A 17423-nucleotide genomic window follows, 5' to 3' on the forward strand; every position below is an offset into this window, starting at 1 on the left:
GACGGCCCGGATCCTACGGCGAGTTGGGCACCCCCGGCGGCCTCAGGCGCCCGGCCGCATCATCACCGCGCGTTTCGTTCCGTCCATGAGCCTCGCCCGCTGCGCCCTTGCCCTGCGCTCGGCGTCGGCCTCTTCCCGCTTCCGGGCGGTCTTGTCCCAGTCCGCGGGCTTGAGGAACAACATCGCGTTACTCCCCGGCACTACCAGGACGCCACCGAACGGCAGGTCACCGGCGACCCACGCGCCTTCTTCCGCACCTTCCGGCCAACGCCGACGCCCCGTCGCAGGAACCGCCAGCATCAGCGGCGCCCCGTGCTGCCCACGCGTCGTCACGCGGACCTCGAACACGTCGCCGTACCGGGTCCACCTCGCACGCTTCTTGATCACCCGGGGATGGAACTCCAGCGGATACTCACGGAGCACTCTCCCGCACTGGATGACACGGAGACCGTGAATGACGCGGTACATCGTGAGGATGAGCACGAACATACCGGCAACAATGGGCAGAGCAAGAAAAACCGAGGTCGACCCGGTTATACGGGACAACGCCAGCGGGACTGCCATAAGAAGCGCAGTGATCAGCACACGCACGGCAAGGAGACCGGCCAGGGCACGGCGGTTGGCCTTCCGTACCTGCGCCGTGTCGGGAGCCTTCGGTGGTGCTGGGGTGCGCGCGTCGTACGCCATGGCTGCTGGTTCAGCCCCGGGCCTGTCCACCGGCGTTCTTACGGCGGCGAGCCGACGCCACGAGGGCGACGACGGCGCCCACGACGACCAGTGCGCCGACGCCGATGCCGCCGTAGAGGAGGGCGTTGTGCGTGGCGTTGTCCGACGACTGGCCGGCGTCCTCGCCCTGGTTCGCGCCGGAGGGCGTTGCGGTGTCGGCCCCCTTGGGCATGGGCAGCGGGCCCTCTTTCGGGCCTGCCGCGAGGGTTTTGCGGAGGGCGGGGCCGGGCTGGAGGAAGCCGTAGCCGTAGTGGGGGTCGGGGAGGTTGAGGTGCTTGGCCTTTTGGGGCTGGGCCAGTCCGGCGGTCTTCACCAGGCGGTTGGCGATCTGGCCGGGGGTGAGGCCGGGGAACTTCTGCTTGAGGAGGGCGGCGGTGGCGGAGACGTAGGCGGTCGCGTCGGAGCTGCCTTCCGCGGCGCGGTCGTAGCCGGTGTCGCTGGTGCCCGACGCGACCGTGATCTTCACGCCGGGGGCGAGCAGGTCCGTGTCGGAGTTGTAGTTGTTGAATTCGGCCGCCGCACCGTACTGGTCGACCGCGCCGACGCCGATCGCCCCGGGGCAGCCCACCGGATAGGTCCTGCCGGTGGTGGCGTCGTTGCCCACTCCGGCCACGACCACGACGCCCTTCGAGAGGGCGTAGGCGATGGAGGCGCACTCGTCGCCGGCCTGCCCTGCGCCGCCGTAGGACATGTTGATGACGTCGGCGCCGTGGTCCACGGCCCAGCGGGTGGCCTGGCCGCTGCTCCCGTATTCCGGGACGGGGAGGATCTTGGCGTCGGGGGCCAGGCCCTTGACGCCCTCGGAGCCGCCCGGGCCGTGGCCGTGTCCCGCGATGATCGAGGCCATTGCGGTGCCGTGGTCACGGACGTCGTGTTCACCGGGCTTGAGGTGTTTCGCGGCCTCGGCCTCGTTCCGCTTCCCGAAGTCCGGTTCGGGGAGGAACTGGCCCTTCAGGTCCTGGTGGGTCTCCCGGAAGCCGCTGTCGAGCACGGCCACCGTCACGCCTTTTCCGGTGGCCTCCTTCCACAACTGCTCGGCCCCGAACGCCTCCAGCGGCCACTGTTCCTTGCGTACCTGGTCCGCGGAGGCGGTGGCGCCCGCGGTGAGGAGCAGCGCGCCGGTCAGCGCCGCACCCACCGTCGCGCGCAGTGTTCGGGTGACCCTCATCCTTGGCTCCTTGTCGGTGTGCCGTCCGGACGGCAGTGTTCCATCCGAGGAGAAGCCCCGCACCCTCGGGCACGGGGCCATTCGATGCCGGCCGCATGGCGCCCGGCCGCCGTCCGCACGATCGCCGTACTACTCGATGACCCGCGGCGCCACCTGGCGCTCCGCGGTCCAGGTCTCCTCGTCCTCGACCAGGTAGTCGGGGCGCTGACTGCCGCCCTTCTCCTTCTTCTGGTCCTTGCCCCTGGCCCCGGCGGCGCCCCCCGCCTGCTGGCCGCCGCGGCTGCGGTGCAGCCCGGAGCCGCCCTGCTTGGCGCCGCCCGCGGGACCGCCCGGCTTACCTGCCACGCCGCCCCGGGTACGCGCCTGCGCACCGCCGCGGCCCAGCGCGCCCTCGCCCGACTTACCGCCCTTGACGCCGCCCGCGCCCGGCATACCGCCACCGCGCAGACCGCCGGCACCGGACGGGCCGCGTCCGCCGCCGGAGCCCGGGCCGCCGGGTACGCCGAAGACGCCCGGCGGCATGCCGCCGGGGAAGCCCCCGGGGCCGCCGGACACACCGTGCCCGACACCGGGACCGCCGGTACTGGGGATGCCGGTGGCGGAGGTCGGCGTCATGGTGCCGCCCTGCACGCTGTCGAGTCCGGTGGTGACGGGCAGTTCGGGCCGGTGGGCCTTGGGTCCGTCGAAGCCGTCCGGGACGGCGCCGCCGGCCACGCCGTTGGGCTGATGCGTGCCGGTCGAGGACGGATGGGGGTGGGCATCGCCCGTCGTCGGCATCCGTACGGGAGGCGGCGGCTGGGTCCTGGTGGGGTGCGTCGGCCAGTCGCCGTGCACACCGTCGTCGGCGTTCTGGACCCACCCCTGGGAATGGGTCGTGTAGTGGTCGGCCAGCTCATCCATCACGATGACCGCCTCGACCTGGCGCTCCTTGCTCAGGGACAGGCTGTCCCGGTTGAGCTCCAGCGCCTGGCGGGCGTCCATGTGCGGGTCGGCCATGTCGCGGTGGAACTGGCTGTCGTCGCCGCTGGAGTCCATGGCGCTGTCCACCGTGCCCGGGTCATGGATTTTCGCCATGGCCTTCATGGCCTCGCGCACATTGTGGGCGAGGCCGATCTCGGGGCCCGACTCGCGCGTGCCGATCAGCGAGGACTCCATGTTCCGGGCGTGCTGATAGGTCCGGTCGATCTTGCTGAGGACCTTCACGGCCTCCCGGCGGAACGCCTCGGCCGCCGCCCCCGACCAGTGCTTCGACGCATGGTCGATGGCGTCCATGAACTTCTTGCGGACGCCGCCGTGTCCGTCGCTGCCGCCCAGCAGGTCGGCGGAGGCGCGCCAGTGGGTGCCGGCGGTCTCGATGGTGCCGGGATTGGCGTGCGCGACCATGGCGCGGAGGGAGTTGATGCCGTGGTGATGGAAGTCGGACGGGGAATGCGGGGTCAGGCGCTGCCCCTTGAACGACTTCAGCCGCTTTTCGCGCTCCTGGTCCTGGCGCTGCTTCGCCATCTGCTGGGCACTGTCGTGTTCCTGCCTGGCATCAACCACGCCGGTCCCCCTTGGTCGTCATCCCTCGCATCCTCGTCCCCGTCCGCGTCCCGGTCCCGGTTCTCGTCCCCGTGCCGCCGTTGCGGCCCCCGGCCGTGTTCAGCCGTTCATCGAGACCTTGGTCTGGTGCTCCTGGTCCTCGTACGCGCCCCGGCTGGCCTCGGTCTTCTCGCCGAAGGTGTGCATAAGGTCCTGGAGTGCGTGGACGACGTCCGACAAATAGCCCTGCATTTTGTCGTGGGCCTGCGAAATGTCATCCACTTCGAGGAAGTTGACCCCGAATGACGACTTCGGGATGTTCGTGCTGTACTTCACCTTCTGGCTGGTCTCATCCATATCGCCCTGAAGGTGCCTGAGCTGGCGCACCACCCCGTCCAGCTCATCGAGGTCGACCCTGAAGTCCTTGTTCATGATCACTCTCCCCGTGACGCGCACACCCCGCTCGCCCCCGGTGCGCCGCCCGCCGAGCCGCCGTCCGGCGGCCGCCGCGGCAGAGGGGTTATGGGCAGCGTAAAGACACTAAAAGAATAGGGAGTTTGCGACCGAAACAGCAAGATCGCAGGTCGCGATCCGCCCGGTTCGAGGCGTAATGCGACCGCACTTTGTCAGCGGTCCGTTATCAAGTACCCGGGCGGCTCGTCTTTTACCCCTTCCAGGGAGAGATCAAGACGGCCGACGGGGACCGGAAGAGACCGGAAACGGGGCACGAACTACGCCCGCAAGGAAGCGAGTTCCACGACCGTCACATCCGGCGGCGCACCCACCCGCACCTGCGGTCCCCGAACTGAACTGGGAAGAGACCGAAACCGGTATCGACCTGGGCCTGTCCACCTATGCGGTGCTGCGGGGCCGGAAGATCGCTTCGCCGAAGTTCTTCCGCCGCCAGGAGAAGAAGCTCAAGCGGGCGCAGCGCAAGCTGTCCCGCTGTGAGAAGGGCTCCAGCAACCGCAGGAAGGCCAAGCTCGCCGTAGCGAAGATCCACGCCAGGATCGCGGACAAGCGCCGCGACTTCATCGAGCAGGAAACCACCCGGATCGTCCGCGAAAGCCAAGCGGTCTATCTGGAGGACCTGAACGTGAAGGGCATGGGATCGAAGAAGGGCAAGCGGGCCAAGTCCGTCCACGACCGGTCGCTGGGCATGTTCGCCCGCGCCCTCGAAGCCAAGTGCGCCCGGTACGGGCGCGGCTTCGCCAAGGTCGACCGCTTCTTCCCGTCCACGCAGATGTGCTCCGCGTGCGGCTCCATCGAGGGACCCAAGGGTCTCGAAGGGCTGCGCGTGCGGTCGTGGACCTGCTCGTGCGGAGCGGTCCACGACCGGGATGTGAACGCGGAGATCAACATCAGACGCGAAGGGAAGCGTCTCCTCGCCGCTGGACGAGCGGAGAGGTAAAACGCCTGCGGAGAGCACGTAAGACGGCCCCTAGCGGCCGCGGCGCTCGATGAAACAGGAACCCGCCTGGACGGTCAGCCGACCGTGGAAGGAACCCCGGGCCTTCGGACCCGGGAGGATGTCAGGGGCCACATCTGGGAGCCGGTCCCCTCCGGACCGCCCATGCCGTGGGGTCCCGCCCGCCGGCCCGGTGCTACCCCTCTTGCGCGGGCGACGCCGCCGCGCGCCGCAGGGCCCGCACTCCGCGGAACCCGATGACCCCGATCGCCGTCCCCAAGAGAAAGGACGTCACCGCGAGCACCAGGTGGACCCAGAAATAGGCCGTCGGGTCGCCTGCCGCAGTGAAGGCGAGGCCGCTGCCGTCCTTGACCAGATTCTTGACGAAAGTGATCCACACTCAACTAACCACTACTCACCCCGATGATAGGGCATAGGGCCGCCGGCCGGATACTGGCAAGGCAAGGCTCCCCCGCAGCAGAGGACACCGCGCCATGAAGCTAAGCCGCCCCGTCTCCTGGTTCCTACTCGCCTTCGGTGTCTGGTCTTGGGTGATCTGGACAACCTTCGCGAAGAACTTGATCAAGGATGCAAGCGGGCTCGCTTTCGATCACGGCAAGCCCACGGGGTACCTGTGGGTGCACCTCACCCTTGCCATCGTCTCGTTCATCCTGGGAACAATCATTGGGGTGATCGGCTTCCGGGGCGTTCGCGCGTCCCGTAGCAACAGGTAGGAGAGGAAGCTCCGTCCAGCCCTATAGCGCAACAGAAAGCCCCGCCCGGTTTGGGGTCCGGGCGGGGCTCGTAGGGGCTCAGGTGGGCGTTCAGGCCGCCTGAGCCGTCCATTGAGGCACCCAGGGCCGAAGCCCCCATGCCCCGTTCTCGTACCGCTCTGCGTACTCCGCCCGGCCCTCTGTTGCGTAGTCCCGGACGCCGGGGCCGGTGTAGTCAATGCCCACTGTGGCCAGCGCGACGGCAAGGCACCGGTCGGCCCGGCGCATGTCTTCCGCGTGCTGCTTCAGCCTCCATGAGGCCCGCGCCAGCTTGCCCATGGTCCGGCGCTTATGCTCACGCGCTTCGTGGTGCACGAGGTAGAGGCGGACGGCGCCGCTTTCTTCGCCCCAGATGGTTTGGTAGCGCTCCTGGACGTGCGGGGGCAGCACTTCGGGCGCCTCGTCCGGCATGGGGGGCATTGCGGGCTGGGGGGTGGTGGGGGTGGCGCGATGCCTGCCGGTCGTGGGAAAGAGCCACGAGAGCAGTGTCATGAGGAAGCGCGCGGTAAAGTCGCACATGTTCGTCAGCTCCTAGCGCTGATGGGCCATGCCCCCGGACCCGGCCAGGTCGCGGGGGTTTTTGGTGTCCACGATCGTACATAGCTCTGTAGAGCTATGTATAGCTCTACAGAGCTTTTGGGAGTTTCGCAGTGTTCTAGCTTGGGTTTATGCGCGTACCGGAGTTCGCCCCGCAGCCGTCCCAGGTGCTCTATGTCGCCGTGGCTGACCACGTAGCAGCGCGGATCGCTTCGGGTGATCTCAAGGTCGGCGCGCGTCTGCCGGCCGAACGTGACCTAGCCGTGGAATACGGCGTTTCCTACGTCACGATGCGCCGGGCGACGGCAGTGTTGCGTGAGCGCGGCCTGATCGTCACGGTGCACGGGCGGGGAACCTTCGTGGCTGAGAGTCCGCCGGCAGAGACCATCGAGGACGCATGAGAGAGCCCCGCCCATGCACCACGGGGGCAGCGCACGGACGGGGCGGGCAAGGTGTTTCAGGCGAGGCGACCCGCGTAACGCGATCCGCAGCTCACACACCACCTAGACATGGCCCTGTTCGTCGGTCAGGGTACGGGCCGCTCCTTGGCCGCGAGCGGCGAGAGGACCCGCCAGCCCCACGCTGGCGGGTCCCTGACTACCTGACAGCTCCGTCCGTCAGGTCACTGGTTTCATCGTAGAGCCCGTAGCGCAACTCCATACCTGATGACCTATTGGGCTGGCTGCCCGCTGCCTGGGCACATCTCGCGACTGTCGTCCGGCTTCTGGTGTTGCGCCGTGGGCTGGCCGGGTTCTGCGCCAACGCCTTGACCGCAACTGCCACAGAAGCCCCATAAGAGACCGGGGTCGAATCGCATTTAGACCTCCTGAGATGGCTCGTACCACTGCTGTCGGTCGGTGCTTTGTCCTGGCCCAACGAGGTGCGCCACGGCTGCAAAGATCCTTGCCCCGGAGTGGAAGTACGCAGTCACTCCAGCGTGATCCGGGCGGCCGTCTTCCCGTTGCGACCAAGCTTCGATGCGGCTGATTTCTCGGCTGCCGCTGGACGTGAAGACGGCAGCTAGCCACGCCTCGACGTCCGCCAATTTGATCTTCCCGCTGGCCCCCAGACCCTCCGGATAGGGCCACGGCTCGATCGCCGCTTCGCCCTCGACGATCTGCTCCGGCTTATCGAAATTGTCCTTTGTCTCGGACGCTCCAACGGCGTGGATGTACGCTTCGGCGCCGGTCGCGAAGGTGACGATCAGGCCGTACGGAACCTTGGTGAAGCCGGACTCTTGGAACGTTCGAACGTCCTTGACCATGGGGCCCGGGGATTGCCTGATCACGTCGGCGAGGTACGTGGGGAAGCGGGTGGGGCGCATATCTGGTGTCTCCTCCTAGGAACCCACGCAGTCTAGGACGGCGGGCATAGCCCATCCCGCTTCCCCAGGTCACACGAGCTGTCTTGTGCTCTGCGACGGAAGCCCCGAACTGCGGGGGCAGTTGCTTGGCGGGGATGCCCCCGTCGCAGAGACGTCTATTGGGCGGTTCCCCCGTCCCGGCAGACCTCCCCAGGTAAGCCGGGGCGGCGACTCTACCCGCCCAACTGCCGCTGTCCGTAGAGACAGTCGGGCGGGGGTGGTGCCCGCCCCTGCCAGGATTCCGAAAGGCGGTGGGGGAACCTCTTTCGGCAACTTCCGGCAGGGGGCGGAGATTATGGCGGTCGCCCGGCGCTGGCCAATCGAGTGACCGGGCGACCGCTTCACGCGCTCCTCATTTCGTCTCGGACCCTTGGAATAAACGAGACGGGGGCCGTGAAATGTTTTTGGGCCCTCCACGGGGAGCGCGCCCGGCGAGCCTGTACGCCGGGGGTCACTAAATCAATGGGTACCACCGCGGCATTCGTGCGTGTTTACGGGGCCACCACTTCCAGCCCCCTCCCGGGAATTTCACCAGGTGCACGTCCTTGTGACCGTGGGAGAGGTCGCACCTAACCCACTTCGAGCCTCGTTCGCCTGAAGAGTCAGAGTCATGCGCGTGCAAGACGCGCGCCTTGGAAGAGCACCGCCTACGCCTCATCAGGGAGTCTCCAACTCTGTGCGTACGTGTCCTTGCATCTCAGGCCCCTCAGCGTGCATGGGTTATGGGCGGCGTCCGCGCCCTGGCGAACTGACAGGGCGCGGACCCTGGGGCTAGTTGCCCGGCTTCTTCGGCCCGCAGGTGTTGCAGCACATCGCAGCACCGGATTCGAGCCACAGCGTCAGATCAGGCTGATACCCCGCCTCGGTCATCAGGTCCTGCGTCAGGTCCAATGCGACGGTGCGGGCAGGATCCGACGCCGGCTGGTCCGGCGTGTGGTGAACAAAACGCCCGAGATCGGAGCACAGCGTCTCGTACACACGGGTGTTCAGTACGAGCGAATGCCATCCCTTATCTACGAGCTTCGAAGGGCGCATTTGACAGTCGGGGAACTTGGCAGCTGTGGCAACGAATTTCAGTGCTTCTACAACGATTCGGGACGCGCTGTTGTAGTTCATGTCCGGGTTGCTGCGTTGCACAGCGTCGGCAACGTCGCGGAAGGCGTCCTCACTGATGAGCCCCCGCGCGTCCGTCGCATCCTGTACGGGAACTTCCTGTAGTGCAGTCACAGTCATGCTTTCTCTTGTTGTTGAGGTGGTGGTGAGTGACCCGACTCCCTGCCTCGGAGAGGTGTTGGAAGTCGGGGGCTTATGGCGGCTGCCCAGACCCCTCAGCGCTGGGCAGCCGCTCGCGCTCCCCCCTTCATCTCGGACTCTTGGTGATAGACGAGATGGGGGCCGGGGAATTGGTTGGGCCCTCTGGGAGAAGCGCGCCCGGCGGCTGGTCTTGCGCCGGGGACTATGGGGTGTTGGTGACAATGGCCAGGGCAATTACTGCTCCTGTGGCCATACTCAGGAAGATCACGAAAAGGAGGCCGAACCATCGTCCGATGGCAGCGAGGGCGCGCCTCAGCCGCTTTTGGATGGGGTGCAGCAGGAGCGATATCGCCGCTCTGATCACCCGTCCCACCTCTGTTCACGGATGGCTTGATCCAACTGAGGTTGGCGCTCAGGAGCCGTGCTGGTGGTGACCACCGTTACCCCGTGGTCGTCACAGCGGTACATCCAACTGCCCACCTGCGTGATCTCATGCCCTCCGCGAGGGCACCGCATGTGCTGCTCAGGCACCATGACCACGCCCGTGGTTTCTGATCCGTTGGCTTGCCACGACAGCGTCTGCAAACTTCCGAAGCTTCCGGGCCTCGTAGCGCTTCTTGTCCAGCTCACTGCACTCGGCGCAGCCGGCAACAGGGCTTGGGGTGAGATCGGGGTACGGCTCGCCGAGCGACACGGGGCGCCCCTGGTGCCGGTTGCTGCTCACTGCGATACCTCCTCCAGAATGCGCACAAGTCGTTCAGCGTGGATCAGCGTCAGGGAGGGCGGGAGGAGTTCGTTCGTCATCAGGCCGTTCACGCTGCTCACGACGATCAAAGACGGGTTTGCAATGATCTTGGCTGCACGTAGTGCCGTGTCCAGGTCCCGCCCAACTTCCTTCGCGCCAAGGTGCTTGCCCCACGAGCTGACCTGTCCTCCCAGCTTGGCCGTCAGCGAGCGTGCCTGATCTAGCGTCAGAGGGGAGAAGCGAATTCGGCTGACCTTGATGCCTTCCACCTTGTCCGACACCACGATCGGGGAACCTGCATCGAGTCCAGCGCCGCGCAACGCTTCTTCGAGTCGTTGGCGTACATCGGTCGCTGCCTGATGTGGTGTTCGGACTGTGCCAGTCATGGCCTACTCTCCCTTGTCCTGTTTCGGGGGTGGTCCAACCCTGCGCCCGCAGGAGTACGCTGACCAGTGCTTTAGCCATTCCAAGCGGCTTTGGAATATTGGGAGTTGGACGTATGAGCGATGCCCCCGAGTCCCCTGCCGAGGCATTCGGCAACGAGATCAAGTGCGCCCGTGAGGCGCGCGGATGGTCGCAAACTGTGCTTGCCGAAAAGCTCTGTTGCCAACAGCCCTACGTGAGCAAGGTGGAGAGAGGGCAGCAGCTGGCAAGTGCTCCGTTCGCCGAGCAGTGCGACAAGGTGTTCGGCACCCCCGGCACCTACGCCCGGATGCGCCAGCGGGCGGCCGACGCGGGCAACCCCCTGTGGTTCATTCCGTACCTCCAGTTGGAGCGTGAGGCGTCGGCGATCTGCGACTACTCGCCCACCTTGGTGGCAGGCATACTGCAAACCCCGCGGTATGCGGAGGCGGTCTACCGGTCCGCCCGTCCCGAGGACACAACAGACCAGATCAAGGCGCAGGTAGAAAAACGCATGCGCCGCCGCGAGGTGTTCGACACCCTTACCCCGCCGTCCTTGTGGGTTGTGCTGCACGAGTCAGCCTTACGGACCGAAGTAGGCGGCGCCGACGTCATGCGGGAGCAGCTACAGCACCTGGTGGCAGCCTCCGAGTCACCACACATCACGATCCAGGTCTTTCCGTTCAGCGCAGGAAGCCCGGCACGCGCAACACCGTTTAAGGTGCTCACGCGGCAGGACGGCACCGAAGTCCTGTACGAGGAGACTTACGAGCGAGGGCAGGTGGACGACTCAGCGGAAGTAGTGACCGCAGCACGAGCGGCATACGACCGCCTACGCGCCGACGCACTATCACGCGAAGAATCACTAGCCCTCATTCAGCGCGCGATGAAGGAGTACGCCCATGAGCACCACCCCCGACCTCTCCGCCGTGGAGTGGATCAAGAGCAGCTACAGCCAGGGGAACGGCGGAGACTGCATCGAATGGGCCCCCGCCTTCGCAGTGTCCGGCGTCGTCCCCGTCCGGGACAGTAAGGACCCGCATGGCCCGGCGCTCACCTTTGAGTCATCGGCGTGGTCTGCATTCGTGTCGGCCGCGAAGGCCGGCAAGTTCGGCACCATCTGAGCCACCCCGGCTGAGGCCATGCCGCCCTAGACTCCGTCCTGGTGGCCCTGTGCGGCCTCTCCCTGCCCTCGTGGCACGTTCGGGAGGGGGTTGCGCTAGCCCCTTCTTGGCGGCCCGTGGAACTCAGAAGAGCCCCCCGCCAGCAACGGCGGGGGGCTCTCGATTACGTGGGGCCGGCTCTTAGTTCATCAGCCGGTGATCTTGTTGACGGCGGTGTGGATGTGTTCCCCGTTGCACGGGTCGTCACAGTTGCAGGGGCATCCGCAGTCGTCCACGCGACGGATCCACCACTCTTCTCCGTCGATCATGAAGGATGAGACTATCTCGCCCCGCTCGCATCGCTCCGTAAGCTCCTGAGCCTGGAGGAATGCAAGGTAGTGGTCGTGGCCGCAGGGACGGTCTTGATCCAGGACTGCGCTGCACTCTTCGTCGTGCCGACCCTTGTAGTAGGTGGCTACCGACTCCGCGTCGTATGCCTGCCAATCCGCGGCGTCGATCGCGTCGGCTATGCATTGCGCCGGCCATACGGGATCGTGGCCGGGCACGTTGTGGCCCACGTGGTATCGGGTCGTATTGCTCATGCTCCTTCGCCCTTTCCTGCTGATCTTGGCTGTGTGCGATCCTGGGGCGTGGGCTCCCGCCACCTTGCCTGTGGCGGGAGCCCACGTAATGGGCGCTTAGGCGCTCAGTCGGACGAGTTCCAGCTTCTGGCCGGAGTTGTCCTCCTGCTCTGCGCAGACCTGATCAAGGTGCTCGCTGCACGCGTAGAACCAGCTGAAGACCATGTCCCTGCGCTTGACCATCCACTTGGCACCATCCGGGCACTGGTGCATGAACACGTTGAACCCGTCGCAGCGTTTCGCCATTCGGTGCTTCTCCCTGGGTAGAGCCGGGACGCATCCCGGCTACAGGGGGACGGGAGGCCCGCCGACTTGCCTTCGGCGGGACCTCTCGCGGTTACCAGGTCAGATCTCTGACCTGGCGTTTCCCCTGTTGATTTATCAATGTGCCGCCGGGAGGCGTTTCCTCCCGACACCCAGAACAATACACAACCCGTACGGGGGTGTGAAGCGAGATCCGGAACATGTTCCGGACCCTGACACAGGAAGGCCCCCACCGGGAACTCCGGTGGGGGCCTGGCTGGTTGACGCTCACCCATAGGTACAGGGCGGGCCGGCCGCAGGCCGGTTCCTTTGCCCCGCAGGGGCGGGCCCTGGCGCGAAGCGCCTTGAGGGGGCCCGGCGCGAAGCGCCCCGCCCGGAGGGCGGGTTGTTTTGGGTGCCGCGCGGCCGAAGGCCGCTTGAAAGGCACCCGGGCCGTAGGCCCGTCCGCTTTGGTCGCCGTGGCCGCAGGCCACATAGGGGCGACCCAGCCCGTAGGGCTGTCGATTTCGGCGGCGAAGAGGGGCGGGTGGCACTTGCCTTGCCACCCGCCCCTTGCGTTTGTGCTAGACGTTCTCCACCTGGACGCCCCCGCGCGGACCCAACTTCAGCCGGGTCATCGGGTAGTCCACATCAATGGTCCAGCCGTCCCCATCCCGGCGGGCCGGGAACAGGTCCAGGTAGGACGCCTCAGCGTCCACGCACGGGTAAGCGATACCGCCCTGTGCAAGCCCCACGGTGGCGTTGCCGTCCTCGTCAAAGTCCACAACATGGGCACCGTCGTCCACCGGATACCCGTTACTGTCGGCGCGGAGCCAGAGTGCGAGCTTGGCCGCCTTGAGAGACGGCCACGTTTCCATGTCGGCGAACACGTCGCCCAATCCGTAGTTACTGCCACCATGCCAAGTACCGAATACGCGCACTTTGCCTCCTAGTTCCAGCCCCGCGGTTGCCGGGGGCGTGTCCATGAGGCCGGACGTAAAGGCTGGCTAATAGTCCGGTGAACGCGCCGAAGGCGCCCGGACTATTACTTTTCCGGTGAACGCGCCGAAGGCGCCCGGAAAAGCGGTCCGCGCTTGCGCGGACTGAATCGCGGTGAACGCGCCGAAGGCGCCCGCGATTCACCCCGTAGGGCCCGCTAGGGCCCGTAGGGGCGGCCTGCCTGCACGTCTGGCACCATGGCCACGCCCCCGGCATGAATGGCCCGTCAGGGCCTAGTAGTTCGCCTTTCTCGCTACGCCGTGCTGCGCCCTGGCGAGCGTCACGACCACACGGGCCAGCTGCGAGGAGCCGGTGTCGTCAGGCCCGTGCGGCGCTGCTGTGGAGTCTCCTCTTCTGCTGCCCGAGCGCTCAGCCAAGCGGCCAGTGCTCGGGCGTCAGCCGGAGTCATCTGGCATCGGTCATTCGGAACAGCTATCGAGATGTGGCCGGGTTCCTTCTCAGTGGTCCAGGCGCGAACCCGGCCGGTGCGGCTGGTGAGATCTGCGCGGTGTTCCCGGGTCTCATGAAGAGGCACGTTCGTTCTCCTTAGTGGGCATGGTGTGATCGGGAGTCTCGATCACCACTCGTCAAATTCGCGTTCGCCCTCTTCGTCACTCGCGAGAAAGAGAACTCCAAGGGATATGGATTCAAGCTCTGCGGTGTCCCATTGGCTGGTTTCGCCGTGGTCCAGGACCGGCAGGCCCATGAGGGCCGCGTCCTCCGGAGTCAGGTTTCGGGGCTGCATTTGGGCACTCCGTTTCAGCGCTCTGCCGCCCACTGGGCAAGCGACTTGGCGTGTTTGTTGGAATTGCAGTCACGGCAGGCGGCCACGATGTTGGCCGCAATATCTGGCCCGCCGTGGGCAAGGGGGACAACGTGGTCCAGCTCCTCCGCGGGGCCGTCGCAGTAGCAGCACCCGGCCCAGCGGGCCAGGATCTCCGCGCGGTTGTAGGGGTCGGGCCGGGGCCGGCGCCGCCTGCGTGCGGCTCGCGGGGAGAGTTCAGGCACGCTGCGCACGGGCCGGCGCTGGTTTACGAGCCGGCGACGGGCAGCCGGCGTCACGCCGCTTTGTCCTCCAGCTCCTCCGCGACGCGTTCGGCCACGGACCGAAGCTTGGCAAGAGTGCGGGTGCGCATCACTGCCACCGTGTTGGCCCGGTCGATGCCCATCACTTCGGCTATCGCCGCGTTGTCCGGGCTGCCGTCCTCGTTCGCCAAGTGCGGGTCCGGGGCTATCCCGTAGGTGAGCCGGAGAACTTGAGCCTTACGGTCATCCACGGTGGCCAACAGGGCATGTGCCAGGGCGATTCGCTGGGCACGCTGGCGCCTGTCCAGGTCCCGAGCCTCTATGAGGTCATCCGGCAGGCCCAGGCCGTAGGGATCGGCCAGAGACTCCACGAGGGGAATCGTTTCTCCTTCCGCTCCGCGTCCAGCAGGCGCGTCCAAGGAGTCCGTTCCTTGCATGACGCGGCGGACGTGGCCGGCGGTCTCCGCTGACATGCGGTGCCCGTCCCCTGGCAGCACCGTGCACAGGTACTCGGCTGCCTCCCAGTCGCCTCCGACCACGCCCAGACAACGCAGGAAGGTGGCGCGCTGATCAGCGGAGGCTCCGTTGTCTGCGCCTCCGTTGGCAGCCTCGTAAATGCGCATGTGGATGCGCCGGTACGCGTGCGTGGTGTACTGCGCGCCCTTGTCGGAGTTGTAGGTCCCCAGCGCTTCCAGTGCCGCAAGCCGGCCCTCCTGGCACAGCTCTTCGAAGAGGTCAGCGTGGCCGGCAGATGACACGGCCGCCGTCCCCACATGTCGGGCTGCGGCCTCTCGGACGTAGGGCTCTGCGGCCTCCAGAACGGCCGCTACAGCGTCCGCGTCCTGATTTTGGGCAGCACAAATCAAGGCATGTGAGAGCAAGGTGGGATCTCCTGGGCGAAAGGGCCGCCCCGCGCGGCGCTTGCCGGCGTTGTCTGGGGGCGGTTACGGCCCAGCCCGATCCCTAGGAATTCGAAGAAATGTTCGAATGAAAGGGTGCAAAGATCCCGTCTCTAAGGGGTCCGGAACATGTTCCGGACAGCACATGAATGCGCGGGATCGACGCAGGGCCCGGGAAAGGTGGGCCGTACTGGCGTCAGGGAATGAGCAAGCGTCACGGGGCCGCGAACGCGGGGCCGTGGTGGCTCAAGAGACGGAAAAGCCCCGACCGGCTTGGGGGAACCGGGCGGGGCTTGAAAGCCGCTAAGCGGCTAGCTGGTTAGCGTGCGTACGCTAACGACTCCGTCCGGGGCTCAGCCCCGGGCGGCGTGCTTCGCCATGCTGGCGGAGAGGTTGGCCAGTGCGTATGCAGCATCGCTGGCCAGGTCTGCGAACCGTTCGTAATCGTGCAGTGAGGTGGCTCGCACGGCTGCCGCATCGGTTGCATCGCGGGTGATGCCTCCGCCGTGCGACGCCACGTAGGAATACACCTTCGCGGCTTGCTGGCGAGCGGAGTTGGAGGGCTTGGACTGCCGTAGCTTCCGGTAGGCGGTGGCGATGGCCCAGAGTTTTGTCCGGCTGCCGCTTGTGCGGGACCGTGGACGGTCGTGCATGAAGAACCCCCAGTTCGTGCGCCACTCCCCCGTGGCGCATATGCCAACCTGTCATTGACCCGTACGGGGATCAAGGACATTCGACTGTCACCCAAAGCAACCTTCACACAACCGTGCGTTTCAGGGCTGGCAGTCGGGTTAAACGCCCTGAGCGTCCGGGACTTGCCATTCATCTGGCAGTCCGTAACCACCTGCCCATGTTCGGCCGTATACATCTGCTTCGGCATCAATGGGCACTCCGAAGAGCGACATACGCACGGTTTCCGCGACTTCAGCGGCGATATCTGCCGCTTCCGCTTCCGGTGCAGTGCCCAGTACCTCGTCATGAATCCAAAGGTTGAGGTAGTCCGTCAGCCCCTTGGCCTCAAGGTCGATGAGCGCCTGACCCATCGTGTCCCGGGCCGTGGACTGGCACAGGTAGGCGACCACTCGAAAGGTTTTATCCCGGTCCAAAACCAGCCGGCGGCCCGAAGGCGTCCGGACTTCGCACCCGTTGGCCAGGGCGTGGCGCTGCATAGCCCCGGCCCATCGCTTGATGCCGGGGTAGGCGCGGGCGTACCGGTTGAGGGTGTCGCGCATGACAGAAACAGGCAGGCCGGTCTGTCGCGCGAGAGCCTGCGGCCCTCCTTGATAGCTCGTACCCAGGCCGGCGACCTTGGCCAGATTGCGTTGTTCCTTCGTAAATCCTTCACCAAACATCAATTTTGCGGTGAAGTCGTGTAGGTTACGCCCTTGCCTAATTGCCTCACACATGCGTGATTCCTGTGACAAAGCGGCCAACACCACTAGCTCCACGCTGGATTGGTCCACGGAGAAGTACGTCCGCCCTGGCTCCGCCACGATCGCGCGGCGGATCGTCCAGTCCCTGGATGGGAGCTGTTGCAGAGGCGGGCCGGAGACACTGGCGCGGGCGGTGCGGGCTCCAAGCGTGTTGATACTGGGGTGTACGCGGTCGTTGGCGTCGCGGCCTTCCAACATGGCCAGCGCGTATGACGTGCGCCAGCGGGACGCTCGCTTGGCATGAAGAACCGCATCAGCCAGCGGGTTTGGGCGCCGGCTGGCGCGCGGGTTCCATTGGTCGTCAAGGTCCGCCAGGTCTAGGAGGACAGCCTTATCCACGCGGAGGGACCCTGACGCGGTGACTTCGGTAAGCATCTCGCCCATCCCCGTCAGAGCGCTGGCGACTTGCGATGTGCTGTTGACGTTTTGCACGCCATAGCGAGCGGCACGGCGGGCATGGTGTTCGGCGTCCCGCTCCAGGCGGTCTAGAAGTCCGCGGGTGTACTCGACGTCCAGGCGCATTCCTGTGCGCTGCATTCGTGCGCATATCGCCATCAAGCGGTGTTCGAACTCCACGAGTCGATCCGGGATAGCCAGCCGGTGAATCTCCACATTCAGCTTTGGGAGAAGGCGGAAAGTGATCAACACATCCAGTCCCGCGTATCGCTGGTACGTCTCGTCCTCGTACGGAATTCCAGACCATCCGGTCTGTTCTGTAAGTCCGTAGACGCGAAAAGCGCTCTTCAGGCCAGCCTGAGTGTCAGGGGCGGTTGGGTCCACGTAGTGGGCCGCCAGGGGCTTGAGGCTGATTCCCACTCCGCCTTCATAGTCCTGCCGGGAGTCGCACAGGTGAGCCAGGATCTTGGTGTCCACGACCTTCGGAGCTAGCTCTTCCAGTGGTGCGATGCCGTGGCGATCCAACACCAAGAGGTCGTAGGCCGCGTTGTGGATCACCAGCTCTGGAGCCTTGAGCACGACGCCACGCGCCAGGGCCTGGAAGTAGGGGCCGCGTTCCACAGGGATGACCCAGGCGGTGTTACCAGTGCCGAACTGGACTGTCCGGAGCTGGTGGTCTGGGCTGTAGATGTTCAGGCCGGAGGTCTCGGTGTCCAGTGCCAGGGACCGCGGGTTGTGGCGCTTGAGCCACTGGACGGCCTCTTGTCCGTCCTCCTGGGTCTCCAC

General features: G+C 66.1%; 21 protein-coding genes and 1 pseudogene. 5 read left to right on the forward strand and 17 right to left on the reverse strand.

Annotated features, from left to right (window positions below; genetic code table 11):
* Positions 1–42: 42 nt before the first annotated feature.
* The 4 genes from SNA_RS38760 to SNA_RS34575 form a co-directional block, all read right to left on the reverse strand.
* Positions 43–687 carry a hypothetical protein gene (locus SNA_RS38760; RefSeq protein WP_157880171.1) on the reverse strand — a complete coding sequence of 215 codons (645 nt, stop codon included), beginning with the start codon at positions 685–687 and terminating at the stop codon, positions 43–45.
* A gap of 10 nt (positions 688–697) precedes the next feature.
* Positions 698–1894 carry a S8 family peptidase gene (locus SNA_RS34565; protein WP_044368194.1) on the reverse strand — a complete coding sequence of 399 codons (1197 nt, stop codon included), beginning with the start codon at positions 1892–1894 and terminating at the stop codon, positions 698–700.
* A gap of 129 nt (positions 1895–2023) precedes the next feature.
* A complete protein-coding gene (locus tag SNA_RS34570) occupies positions 2024–3436 on the reverse strand; it encodes a hypothetical protein (RefSeq protein WP_030066782.1) in 1413 nt (470 codons plus the stop codon).
* Between the two features lie 99 nt (positions 3437–3535).
* A complete protein-coding gene (locus SNA_RS34575; protein WP_030066781.1) occupies positions 3536–3847 on the reverse strand; it encodes a hypothetical protein in 312 nt (103 codons plus the stop codon).
* 178 nt (positions 3848–4025) lie between these two features.
* Between SNA_RS34575 and SNA_RS34580 the strand changes: the two genes are divergently transcribed.
* Complete coding sequence (locus tag SNA_RS34580; protein WP_275042040.1) at positions 4026–4826, forward strand: RNA-guided endonuclease InsQ/TnpB family protein; 801 nt, start codon at positions 4026–4028, stop codon at positions 4824–4826.
* A gap of 193 nt (positions 4827–5019) precedes the next feature.
* Here the strand turns inward: SNA_RS34580 and SNA_RS34585 are convergent, their stop codons facing one another.
* Positions 5020–5223 (reverse strand): SCO4848 family membrane protein, encoded by a 204-nt coding sequence (locus SNA_RS34585; protein ID WP_104532131.1) that lies wholly within the window; start codon positions 5221–5223, stop codon positions 5020–5022.
* Between the two features lie 94 nt (positions 5224–5317).
* Here SNA_RS34585 and SNA_RS44540 point away from each other — a divergent pair, with 94 nt between their 5' ends.
* Positions 5318–5557: an SCO4848 family membrane protein gene (locus SNA_RS44540; protein ID WP_030066779.1), complete on the forward strand. Its 240-nt coding sequence runs from the start codon at positions 5318–5320 to the stop codon at positions 5555–5557.
* A 90-nt stretch (positions 5558–5647) separates the two neighbouring features.
* Here the strand turns inward: SNA_RS44540 and SNA_RS34595 are convergent, their stop codons facing one another.
* Positions 5648–6115, reverse strand: coding sequence for a hypothetical protein (locus tag SNA_RS34595; RefSeq protein ID WP_030066778.1), 468 nt, complete (start codon positions 6113–6115; stop codon positions 5648–5650).
* Positions 6116–6264: 149 nt separating this feature from the next.
* Between SNA_RS34595 and SNA_RS34600 the strand changes: the two genes are divergently transcribed.
* Positions 6265–6534: a GntR family transcriptional regulator gene (locus SNA_RS34600; RefSeq protein WP_030066777.1), complete on the forward strand. Its 270-nt coding sequence runs from the start codon at positions 6265–6267 to the stop codon at positions 6532–6534.
* A 416-nt stretch (positions 6535–6950) separates the two neighbouring features.
* Here the strand turns inward: SNA_RS34600 and SNA_RS34605 are convergent, their stop codons facing one another.
* The 3 genes from SNA_RS34605 to SNA_RS34615 form a co-directional block, all read right to left on the reverse strand.
* On the reverse strand, positions 6951–7457 hold the full coding sequence (locus tag SNA_RS34605) for a hypothetical protein (RefSeq protein ID WP_044368196.1): 507 nt from the start codon (positions 7455–7457) through the stop codon (positions 6951–6953).
* 810 nt (positions 7458–8267) lie between these two features.
* The gene (locus SNA_RS42965) at positions 8268–8729 is read right to left on the reverse strand and encodes a glycine-rich domain-containing protein (RefSeq protein ID WP_157880172.1); all 462 of its coding nucleotides are present in this window, start codon (positions 8727–8729) and stop codon (positions 8268–8270) included.
* Between the two features lie 741 nt (positions 8730–9470).
* Complete coding sequence (locus SNA_RS34615; RefSeq protein WP_157880173.1) at positions 9471–9881, reverse strand: hypothetical protein; 411 nt, start codon at positions 9879–9881, stop codon at positions 9471–9473.
* 113 nt (positions 9882–9994) lie between these two features.
* Here SNA_RS34615 and SNA_RS40815 point away from each other — a divergent pair.
* Both SNA_RS40815 and SNA_RS44545 read left to right on the forward strand, forming a co-directional pair.
* Positions 9995–10768 (forward strand): annotated as a pseudogene (locus SNA_RS40815) (helix-turn-helix domain-containing protein); the annotation flags it as partial.
* A 31-nt stretch (positions 10769–10799) separates the two neighbouring features.
* Positions 10800–11021, forward strand: coding sequence for a DUF397 domain-containing protein (locus tag SNA_RS44545; protein ID WP_030066773.1), 222 nt, complete (start codon positions 10800–10802; stop codon positions 11019–11021).
* Positions 11022–11209: 188 nt separating this feature from the next.
* Here the strand turns inward: SNA_RS44545 and SNA_RS34625 are convergent, their stop codons facing one another.
* The 8 genes from SNA_RS34625 to SNA_RS34660 form a co-directional block, all read right to left on the reverse strand.
* Positions 11210–11602, reverse strand: a complete 393-nt coding sequence (locus tag SNA_RS34625) for a hypothetical protein (RefSeq protein ID WP_044368200.1) — start codon at positions 11600–11602, stop codon at positions 11210–11212.
* Positions 11603–11698: 96 nt separating this feature from the next.
* The gene (locus SNA_RS34630; RefSeq protein ID WP_030066771.1) at positions 11699–11887 is read right to left on the reverse strand and encodes a hypothetical protein; all 189 of its coding nucleotides are present in this window, start codon (positions 11885–11887) and stop codon (positions 11699–11701) included.
* 581 nt (positions 11888–12468) lie between these two features.
* Positions 12469–12870 (reverse strand): hypothetical protein, encoded by a 402-nt coding sequence (locus SNA_RS34635; RefSeq protein WP_157880174.1) that lies wholly within the window; start codon positions 12868–12870, stop codon positions 12469–12471.
* A gap of 590 nt (positions 12871–13460) precedes the next feature.
* Positions 13461–13628: a hypothetical protein gene (locus SNA_RS42970; protein ID WP_157880175.1), complete on the reverse strand. Its 168-nt coding sequence runs from the start codon at positions 13626–13628 to the stop codon at positions 13461–13463.
* 14 nt (positions 13629–13642) lie between these two features.
* Positions 13643–13891 carry an HNH endonuclease gene (locus SNA_RS40820; protein ID WP_157880176.1) on the reverse strand — a complete coding sequence of 83 codons (249 nt, stop codon included), beginning with the start codon at positions 13889–13891 and terminating at the stop codon, positions 13643–13645.
* A 50-nt stretch (positions 13892–13941) separates the two neighbouring features.
* Positions 13942–14667 (reverse strand): sigma factor, encoded by a 726-nt coding sequence (locus SNA_RS34650; protein ID WP_030066768.1) that lies wholly within the window; start codon positions 14665–14667, stop codon positions 13942–13944.
* A 494-nt stretch (positions 14668–15161) separates the two neighbouring features.
* A complete protein-coding gene (locus SNA_RS42975; RefSeq protein WP_157880177.1) occupies positions 15162–15326 on the reverse strand; it encodes a hypothetical protein in 165 nt (54 codons plus the stop codon).
* A 273-nt stretch (positions 15327–15599) separates the two neighbouring features.
* Positions 15600–17423, reverse strand: coding sequence for a DNA polymerase (locus SNA_RS34660; protein ID WP_241779945.1), 1824 nt, complete (start codon positions 17421–17423; stop codon positions 15600–15602).

It is taken from the genome of Streptomyces natalensis ATCC 27448 (assembly GCF_000935125.1).
Taxonomy (GTDB): domain Bacteria; phylum Actinomycetota; class Actinomycetes; order Streptomycetales; family Streptomycetaceae; genus Streptomyces; species Streptomyces natalensis.